This window comes from Xenorhabdus sp. PB30.3, from assembly GCF_963895965.1.
GTDB classification, from domain to species: Bacteria; Pseudomonadota; Gammaproteobacteria; order Enterobacterales; family Enterobacteriaceae; genus Xenorhabdus; species Xenorhabdus stockiae.
Genome location: NZ_CAWQMW010000044.1, coordinates 1 through 6,872 on the forward strand (window position 1 = coordinate 1; position 6,872 = coordinate 6,872).

At 40.4% G+C, this 6,872-nt stretch carries 6 protein-coding genes; 4 read left to right on the forward strand and 2 right to left on the reverse strand.

All coding sequences use genetic code 11. The features are described from left to right. Positions 1–119: 119 nt before the first annotated feature. A complete protein-coding gene (locus tag AACX38_RS03790) occupies positions 120–2,405 on the forward strand; it encodes an FdhF/YdeP family oxidoreductase (RefSeq protein WP_099121456.1) in 2,286 nt (761 codons plus the stop codon). A gap of 111 nt (positions 2,406–2,516) precedes the next feature. Here the strand turns inward: AACX38_RS03790 and AACX38_RS03795 are convergent, their stop codons facing one another. Continuing rightward, a complete protein-coding gene (locus tag AACX38_RS03795; RefSeq protein WP_339373637.1) occupies positions 2,517–3,428 on the reverse strand; it encodes a LysR family transcriptional regulator in 912 nt (303 codons plus the stop codon). A 502-nt stretch (positions 3,429–3,930) separates the two neighbouring features. Here AACX38_RS03795 and AACX38_RS03800 point away from each other — a divergent pair. The 3 genes from AACX38_RS03800 to speD all read left to right on the forward strand — a co-directional run bounded on the left by AACX38_RS03800 (position 3,931) and on the right by speD (position 6,067). After that, positions 3,931–4,278: a YacC family pilotin-like protein gene (locus AACX38_RS03800; protein WP_099121458.1), complete on the forward strand. Its 348-nt coding sequence runs from the start codon at positions 3,931–3,933 to the stop codon at positions 4,276–4,278. Between the two features lie 104 nt (positions 4,279–4,382). Continuing rightward, positions 4,383–5,246, forward strand: a complete 864-nt coding sequence (gene speE / locus AACX38_RS03805; protein ID WP_099121459.1) for a polyamine aminopropyltransferase — start codon at positions 4,383–4,385, stop codon at positions 5,244–5,246. A gap of 26 nt (positions 5,247–5,272) precedes the next feature. Continuing rightward, positions 5,273–6,067 (forward strand): adenosylmethionine decarboxylase, encoded by a 795-nt coding sequence (gene speD, locus AACX38_RS03810; RefSeq protein ID WP_099121460.1) that lies wholly within the window; start codon positions 5,273–5,275, stop codon positions 6,065–6,067. 162 nt (positions 6,068–6,229) lie between these two features. Here the strand turns inward: speD and AACX38_RS03815 are convergent, their stop codons facing one another. Continuing rightward, entirely contained in the window at positions 6,230–6,778 is a 549-nt protein-coding gene (locus AACX38_RS03815) for a cysteine hydrolase family protein (RefSeq protein ID WP_228865761.1), read from the reverse strand. Positions 6,779–6,872 lie beyond the last annotated feature (94 nt).

The following is a 6,872-nucleotide window of genomic DNA, read 5'->3' on the forward strand; positions in this document are numbered from 1 at the left end:
ATATATGACTTATCTTTTTTATTTTGTAATATCTATTCGTTGATATACCTATCTCGATTCAAATATTCACCTGCATATTTTTATAAAAAAGATTATTAATAAATGTTAGGAATGTAGATATGAGTAAAAATAAATCAACCGTGCCGGGTGTACATCCTTACCATGGCCCCGCGGGCGGATGGGGAGCATTAAAAGCAACAGCAACTGCTGTTCGTACTCAGATGGACGCTTTTGTTGCGCCAAAGACCTTGCTGAATACTAACCAACCCGACGGTTTTGATTGCCCCGGATGTGCCTGGCCTGATAAAGAACACAACTCTACATTCCAGTTTTGTGAGAATGGCGCAAAAGCTGTGACGTGGGAAGCCACCAAAAAACGTGTCACTCCTGAGTTTCTGGCTGAAAATACCGTGAGCACTTTACTGGAAAAATCAGATTACGAATTGGAAGGATATGGGCGTTTAACTCATCCACTGGCTTATGATGCTGCCACAGATACACTGGTTCCTGTTTCGTGGGAAGCTGCATGCCGTCGTATTGGTGAAATTTTAAGAGAAATACCATCACCTGCTGAGGTCGAATTTTACACTTCAGGACGAGCTTCAAATGAAGCTGCCTATTTATTTCAGCTCTTTGCCAGAGAATACGGCACAAATAATTTTCCGGATTGCTCCAATATGTGCCATGAACCCACCAGTGTGGGGCTGCCTCAATCCATTGGTATTGGTAAAGGCACTGTTTCATTAGATGACTTTGATAAAACTCAGCTAATTATTTCTATCGGTCATAATCCCGGGACTAACCACCCACGAATGATGGGAACACTGCACGAAGCTGCTCGCCGTGGTGTGCCTATAGTGGTGTTTAATCCACTGCGTGAACGCGCATTGGAACGTTTCACCGATCCGCAAAATATGATTGAAATGGCGACCTATAGCTCAACGAATATCGCCTCTTCTTACTATCAAGTAAAAGCGGGAGGTGATGCAGCAGCGCTGAAAGGCATCATGAAAGTCTTATTGGAATGGGATGAAAAACGCGGGAATATTCTCGATCATGAGTTTATTGCAACACATACCATGGGATTTGATGCCGTCAAAAAAGAGCTACGCGGTACTTCCTGGCAAGATATTGAGAATGAAAGTGGCATTTCTCAAGCCGATATTGAAAATGTCGCTCTGTTGTACGCTAATTCAGATGCGACCATAGTCACTTATGGTATGGGAATAACTCAGCATAATAAAGGAACCGCGAATGTCCGGTTAATTGCCGATTTGCTGCTCATGAAAGGCAATATCGGCAAATCCGGGGCTGGAATATGCCCACTGCGTGGCCATTCTAATGTTCAGGGTAACCGCACCGTTGGTATTACAGAAAAACCATCACCGGAATTCTTACAAAAACTGGAAGAAGTCTTCGGGTTTAAACCCCCTTATGAACACGGGCACGATGCAGTTAAAGCGATGCAGGCGATGGTGGACGGGCGCGTGAAGGCACTGCTTTGTCTTGGCGGGAACTTTGCCGTGGCATTACCTGATCCTGAATTATCATTTTCAGCAATGAAAAAACTCGACTTGAGTGTACATATCGGAACTAAGCTTAATCGTTCTCATTTACTGGTGGCGAAAGAAACCTTTATTTTACCTTGTTTAGGTAGAACTGAATTAGATATTAGGGAGTTAGGGCGTCAATCCATTACGGTCGAAGATTCCATGTCAATGGTTCATGCATCATCGGGAAAATTAACGCCAGCATCACCACTGTTAAAATCAGAGCCTGTTATTGTGGCTGAAATGGCAGCAGCCACTTTACTGCATAGTAAAACACCATGGTTACGCTATACCGAAAGCTACGATCTTATCCGTGATTTGATTGAGAAAACTATTCCTGGATTTGATAACTATAATCAGCGCATCCGGACTCCGGGGGGATTTCGTATGCCATTGCCACCAACAGAGCGCATTTGGCCAACACCAACGGGCAAGGCGATGTTTTCTGTGTTTAAAGGAGTGAAAGAAAACGCAGATGTGCTGGGTGAAGATGTGTTGCGTCTAATGACTATTCGTAGCCATGACCAATATAATACAACCATTTATGCATTAGATGATCGTTACCGTGGAGTATTTGGACGACGTGATGTGCTGTTTATGAATGATGTTGATCTGAAAGCCCGTGGTTTAAAGCACGGGGATAAAATCATTATTGAAACAGTGAGCAAAAACAGAAAGTTACTTCTCAAAGATATCACCGTTATTTCATTCAGTATTGCTCCGGGCACTGTTGCTGCTTATTATCCAGAAGCGAATGTTTTAATTCCATTAGATTATATTGATGAAGAAAGTGGTACACCTTCTTATAAATCAGTGCCAGTAAGAGTTTTTTCTCAGCAGGAGAAACCCGCTTAATTACTGAAAGTCTTTTTCAATGAAAATAGTCGCACAATAATACGTGCGACTATTTTTCTCGTGAGCTTAATTCTTTATTATTACCTGCTAAGGTAAAACATACCCATATTCCTAAATATTTATCTTTTCTACATAGTCGCACATATTAGCAAAGCAGGTTTCAATTAATACTGAACGAGGCTCTTCCCGGCGGATCAATATACCAAGTGAAGCATTAATAACAGCATCCTCTATTGGAATAATATCAATATTATCACTTAGCTTTTCCATTTTTTTAGTAATAGGAATGATAGATGAGCAAAAGCCGGAATTGACTGACTGAATAAGATGAAGTGTAGAATCACTTTCGAGAATTATTTTAGGTTGAAGATTATAACGCTGAAATGCAAGATCGATAGATTGACGAAAATAATTCGCCTGGCTGATAAGCGCCAGTGGTAATGTTGCTACCATTTCCCACGTGACTGTTGGTGTGGCAGGAGTAAATTGTGTTCGGTTAAATAAAAGCCCGAGTTTTGTTTTCTTCAGTGAATAAATATCATGCTGATGAGTATCCGCTTTTTCCAGATAACAAATACCAATATCTAAACGATTACTATTTAGATCATCAATAATTTTTTCACTGTGGCCCGAACTTACTTGAAAGCGTATTTCAGTAAATGTTTCAGAAAGATGTTGTAACATTAGCATTGGCTCAATATTAGTCAGAGGAACAATGCCAATACGAAGCTGACCTAACAATTGCTGGCGAAAATTAGCTGCTTCTGCCTGTAGCCCTTCATAGGCTGACTGCATGGTTTTAGCCCACTTTAATATTTTTTCACCTTCTTCTGTAAATCCTTCAAAACGCGAGCTTCGTTTTATCAAAATAACATCAAGCTCTTTTTCAAGATTCCTTAGTCGCATAGAGAGCGTTGGCTGAGTGACATGACACATTTCTGCCGCTTGTCCAAAGTGCTGAGTTTTATCTAATGCGATTAAATAAAATAATTGTTTAATATCGATGGGATTTTCCTCGGCGATGAGCTGGTAAGGGGCTGTAAATAAAAGACTTAATAATTATATGCCGTTTTATCTGCTCCAAAAAATTATCAATACTATTGATGTAATGCTATCTGCACTTTTATCTATAAACTGTAGGACTATAGTTGATCCTGTGGTGCCTAAAATCAAGCAATTAAAACTGCTCACATCTGACTCATCATCACTGGAAAAATGATCGACATAGGTGATATATCAGGGTAAATTTTGGGACCGGTAACGGATAATAATACACATGATTTTGCTTCAAGAATTGCCTTAGTATAAATTGGGGCCTATCGAGTTAGCAGAGAAATTTCGCTCGAAAATATCTTGATTGATTTTTCCTGTTACCAACAAACACCCATTGTTCATCAACTTCGCATATGATTTGAATTTCATTCTCCACAAGATTTTCCCCAATTCAGGGAAATAAAGTTTGGCTAATGAAGATATTAATATGTTAACTTAGGCAAAACGGTAGAAAATCAATATAATAGGAACTATGAGAAAATTTGCATTATTGACTTACGCCCTGGTTCTATTTGGTTTCACACAACCTGTGAAAGCCTTGTCCGAAAGTGAAGCGGAAGATCTTGCTGATCTCACAGCAGTTTACATCTACCTAAAATATGATTGTGGCTATAGCCAGATCCCAGATAGAGAAATCAGGCGTACGGTTGTCTATTTTGCCCAGCGTAATAAATGGGATCTCGGGAATTATGATGGTCAGTTAATGGAGGAACTGAATCAACAGGGCTACAACGATCTGAAGGGAATCGACCTGCCTCATGAGGTAAAATGCCGCTCTCTTGCACGCCGCTCCCTCAGCCTGCTTGCTTATGTAAAATAATTTTATTGTCACTCTCTGGCAAATATCACAGTGCAACTAATTCTGTTGTTGGCTATTATGTGCGCCTCATAATTATGGGGACCACAATGGGGGAATACCAATAGATGTCACAGAAAAACACTTGGTATGAGACATTACATACCAATTTTGGTCAGTATTTCACGGTTGAAAATGTGCTCTATCACAATAAAACCGAGCATCAGGATCTCATTATTTTTGAAAATGCGGAACTGGGTCGCATTATGGCTCTTGATGGCGTAGTACAAACGACTGAACGCGATGAGTTTATTTACCATGAAATGATGGCCCATGTGCCACTATTTGCTCACGGAAATGCCAAACGCGTTTTGATTATCGGTGGTGGGGATGGTGGCATGTTGCGTGAAGTTTGCCGCCATCAATATCTCGAAAACATCACTATGGTAGAAATTGATGCCGGAGTTGTCGAATTCTGCCGCCAATACTTACCAAACCATAATGCAGGGGCTTACGATGATCCCCGTTTCAAACTTGTTATTGATGATGGCGTCAACTTTGTCAATACAACTTCTGATAAGTTTGATGTCATCATCTCCGATTGTACCGACCCAGAAGGGCCCGGCGAAAGTTTATTCACATCTGAGTTTTATGAAGGCTGTGCTCGCTGCCTAAATGAAGGAGGTGTTTTTGTCGCCCAGAATGGTGTTTGTTTCCTGCAACAAGACGAAGCCATTACAAGCCACAAAAAACTAAACCACTATTTTGCTGACAGCAGTTTTTATCAGGCCGCTATTCCTACTTATTACGGCGGGATCATGACGTTCGCATGGGCAACACAAACCTCAGCCCTACGTCAGACGCCCCTGGAAATCCTGCAACAGCGTTTCGATAATGCGGCGATAACCTGCCGTTACTACACCCCAGCCATACATGCCGGTAGTTTTGCCCTGCCACAGTATTTGCTGGATTCTCTATCTGGAAACCAATAGTCACCCATGCCGGGAGGTGAAGTAAATTGCGTAAACTGAAATTGCACGGCTTTAACAATCTCACAAAAAGCTTAAGTTTCTGTATTTACGATATCTGTTATGCAAAAACGAAAGCCGATCGCGACAGTTATATCGCGTACATTGATGAACAGTACAATGCAAACCGCTTAACTGAAATCCTCAGTGAAACCTGTTCAATCATTGGTGCAAACATTCTTAATATTGCCCGTCAAGACTATGACCCTCAAGGGGCAAGCGTAACCATTCTGATTAGTGAAGAACCCGTAGATCCCAAACTGGTGGATAATACGGAAAATCCGGGGCCTCTTCCTGATTCTGTCGTCGCCCATCTGGATAAGAGCCATATCTGTGTACATACCTATCCGGAAAGCCATCCTGATGGCGGCATATGCACATTCAGGGCAGATATTGAAGTCTCTACTTGTGGTGTAATTTCACCCCTTAAAGCACTTAATTATCTGATCCATGAACTGGAATCTGACATTGTAACAATGGATTACCGTGTTCGCGGTTTTACCCGGGATATTAACGGAGTAAAACTGTATATCGATCACGAGATTAGCTCCATTCAAAATTACGTGACTGAAGAGATCCAGTCTCAATACCATATGATGGATGTGAATATTTTTCAGGAAAATCTTTTTCATACCAAAATGATGCTGAAAGAATTTGATCTGAATGAATATTTATTCAATACCACAGCTGAAGAGTTAAACGAAACAGAAAAGCAGGAAATTATCCACCTGCTTAAAAAAGAGATACAGGAAATCTACTACGGTCGTAATTTGCCAGAGATTTAAATATTATCCTTTCGTTTCAGTAAATTTACTGGCAGATATTTTATCTGCCAGTCATATTATTTTATTTCATGCCCATTGCATTTCCAGTTATCCAGCCAATAAGATCTCAATCTGGATTCTGAAAAGTTAATCCAAATATAAAGGGCTTCATTCATCAAATAGTTATAGCGAATATACACCAAGCTCTGTACTTGTTGTAATTTCAACGCCATAAATTGATTTAAGATAATTGAGGGCTTCATTCTGATCTGCTTGCAGAAAAACACAAACAGCATCAGATAATACTTTAATACCATAACCACGAACAAACGCACCATAAGCTGTGTGACGAACACAACAATCGGTATGCTGGCCAGTCAATACCACTTCTGTCACACCATGTTGTTCGAAGATAGTGCCAAGATTTGTACCATCAAAAGCACCATAAAACCGTTTAGGGGTGACGATTTCACGCTTTGCTCCGATAGGAGCCAGAGCATCAATAACATCAGCACCAGATGTTCCCTTCATGGCATGTCTACCCCAAATAGCTATTTCCCGGTCATCTTCCCAATGTGAATCATTGGCATACACAACTAACCAGTCAGGATTAGATCTAGCATAATTGAGCATTTTCTGTATTACAGGAACAATGGGAATTACATTCGCTTCATTTGCGAGAGCGCCAGTTACAAAATCATTCAACATGTCAATTACGATAAGTGCTTTCATTTAGCCAACCTTGTTTTTACATGAAGAAATATTAGTATGAAATGAAACTACTGTTTATAATTCACTATATATAAGAAAATAGCCACTATAAGAT

Bases quoted from the DNA above. Each gene is read 5' to 3' on its own strand.
- AACX38_RS03790 (WP_099121456.1), top strand. From the start codon at position 120: ATGAGTAAAAATAAATCAACCGTGCCGGGTGTACATCCTTACCATGGC.
- AACX38_RS03815 (WP_228865761.1), bottom strand. From the start codon at position 6,778: ATGAAAGCACTTATCGTAATTGACATGTTGAATGATTTTGTAACTGGC.
- speE (WP_099121459.1), top strand. From the start codon at position 4,383: ATGTCACAGAAAAACACTTGGTATGAGACATTACATACCAATTTTGGT.
- AACX38_RS03800 (WP_099121458.1), top strand. From the start codon at position 3,931: ATGAGAAAATTTGCATTATTGACTTACGCCCTGGTTCTATTTGGTTTC.